This is a genomic window from Neorhizobium sp. BETTINA12A (assembly GCF_023006485.1).
Taxonomy (GTDB): Bacteria; Pseudomonadota; Alphaproteobacteria; order Rhizobiales; family Rhizobiaceae; genus Neorhizobium.
This window is the reverse complement of the sequence record NZ_JALBGW010000301.1, coordinates 1-2,178: the sequence shown is the minus strand read 5'-3', so window position 1 is coordinate 2,178 and position 2,178 is coordinate 1. Positions and strand designations below refer to the sequence as shown.

Genomic DNA, 2,178 nt, shown 5'->3' with positions numbered 1-2,178 from the left:
CTCGGCGAGGCGACGGTGACGCGGGCGACCGTGCTCCTGGCATCCGGCACTGCCGGCCATGGGCAGGCGCTCGGCACGTCTAAGGACAATGTCCGGCTTGCAGCCATTTTCGACGCGCTCTGGCAGGAGGCCGGCACGCGCGATTTCGTGGAGACCACGCTGCTCGCGCCCATCGAGGCCCGCATCGCGGCGGAGGACAAACAAAAAGCGGAGGAGACGGCGGCGACTCGCGTCGATTTCTTCACCATGGTACGGGGGGACGACTGATGAACATCAAGACGCAAGCGCTTTCCGGCGGGTTCGGGGAGCCGGTTTTCGAATCCCAGGGCGTGTTCCGCATGCTGATGGACGGCATGGCCCGTCCGGGAACGATCCGCACCGTCGGACCGGATGTCGGTCAGCCCGAGCCGCTTGGAGGAGCAGCCGGGGCGATCGCCGTGACGCTGTGCGACCATGAAACGCCCGTCTGGCTGAGCGCCGGCCTTGCCAAATCGGCCACCGGCGAATGGATCGGTTTCCATACCGGAGCGCCGATCACCCGCGAAAAGGCGGAGGCCCGCTTCGCCTTCGTTGAAGCCGGCGCGACGCTTGCCTCGTTCGGCCTGTTTTCGGCCGGCACCCAGGAATATCCGGACCGTTCGACGACGCTGGTCATCGAAGTCGCAGCACTTGGCGAAGGCCTGCCGCTGACGCTGACCGGTCCCGGCATTCCGCATGCAACGACCGTCATGGTGAAGGGTCTTCCGGAAGTGTTTCCACGGCTTTGGGCCGACAACCGGGCGCTCTTCCCGCGCGGCGTCGATGTCATCCTGACGGCCGGCAAGAGCCTGCTGTGCCTGCCGCGGACGGTACGGATCGCAACGCAATGAACGGATATCTGACTTTTTAGCCTTGGGGCCGCCTGCTCGGGGCAGCCGCTGGGGCCGAACGACCAAAACCCTTCCCGCGTCTTCCATGGAATGCCGGTGATGGCCAGGAGAATGAACCATGTATGTTGCCGTCAAGGGTGGCGAGGCCGCCATCAACAACGCTCACCGGCTGCTGGCCGACCGGCGTCGGGGCGATCGCTCGCTCCCTTCCGTCACCATCGAGCAGATCGTCGAGCAACTGGGCCTCGCCGTCGACCGGGTGATGGCCGAGGCCTCGCTTTTCGACCGGGCGCTCGCGGCGCTTGCTGTCCGCCAGTCGCGCGGCGACATGATCGAGGCGATCTTCCTGCTGCGCGCCTATCGCACCACGCTGCCGCGCTTCGGTTCCTCCGTTCCGGTCGATACGGCCGCCATGAAGGTCGAGCGGCGCGTGTCGGCGACCTACAAGGACCTGCCGGGCGGCCAGCTTCTCGGCCCGACATTCGACTATACCCACAGGCTGCTTGACCCTTCGCTGCTCACCGACGAACCGGTCGATGAGCCGGAGCGCCGCGATACGCCGGAAGAGCACATCATGCGGGTTTCGGACATTCTCGCCCATGAAGGCCTGATCGAACCGGACGGCGAGTTTTCCGAGGACCATCAGGCCGGCGACATCACCCGCGAGCCGATGGAATTCCCGATGAGCCGCGATCTGCGCCTGCAGGCGCTCGCCCGTGGTGACGAAGGTTTCCTCTTGGCGCTCGGTTATTCCACCCAGCGCGGTTACGGCCGCAACCACCCGTTCGTCGGCGAAATCCGCATTGGCGAAGTGGAAATCGAGATCGAAGTCGCGGAGCTCGGCTTTGCCGTTTCGCTCGGCCGCATCCAGGTCACCGAATGTCAGATGGTCAATCAGTTCAAGGGTTCGTCCAAGGCACCGCCGCAGTTCACCCGCGGTTACGGCCTGGTCTTCGGCCAGAGCGAGCGCAAGGCGATGTCGATGTCGCTGGTCGACCGGGCGCTGCGTGCGGAAGAGTTGGGCGAGGATATTACCGCGCCGGCGCAGGACGAGGAATTTGTGATCTCGCATTCGGACAACGTCCAGGCGACCGGTTTTGTCGAGCACCTGAAACTGCCGCATTACGTCGACTTCCAGGCCGAGCTTGCGCTGGTGCGTAGGATGCGCTCGGACATCGAGGCGGCGCGCAATGGCGGCAATGGCGTTAAGGGCGGCCTGCAGGAGGCCGCCGAATGACCGTGATGCCGGTCCGGCCGCAGTTCAGTGGCGGCTCAATCGCCTCCGCCGTCACCATCGCAGGCGCCGCCC

The 2,178-nt window shown here is 65.5% G+C and carries 3 protein-coding genes; all 3 read left to right on the top strand.

Annotation, left to right across the window (positions count from 1 at the left end):
• On the top strand, positions 1 to 267 hold a 267-nt coding region (phnG, locus tag MOV61_RS29570; protein WP_247139128.1), incomplete at its 5' end, for a phosphonate C-P lyase system protein PhnG.
• Positions 267 to 869, top strand: a complete 603-nt coding sequence (gene phnH, locus MOV61_RS29565) for a phosphonate C-P lyase system protein PhnH (protein WP_038548054.1) — start codon at positions 267 to 269, stop codon at positions 867 to 869. The genes phnG and phnH, both read left to right, overlap by 1 nt.
• Before the next feature lie 118 nt (positions 870 to 987).
• Complete coding sequence (locus tag MOV61_RS29560) at positions 988 to 2,106, top strand: carbon-phosphorus lyase complex subunit PhnI (protein ID WP_247139127.1); 1,119 nt, start codon at positions 988 to 990, stop codon at positions 2,104 to 2,106.
• Positions 2,107 to 2,178 lie beyond the last annotated feature (72 nt).

Excerpts from the sequence above, each read along its gene's own strand:
- MOV61_RS29560 (WP_247139127.1), top strand. The coding sequence starts at position 988 with ATGTATGTTGCCGTCAAGGGTGGCGAGGCCGCCATCAACAACGCTCAC.
- phnH (WP_038548054.1), top strand. The coding sequence starts at position 267 with ATGAACATCAAGACGCAAGCGCTTTCCGGCGGGTTCGGGGAGCCGGTT.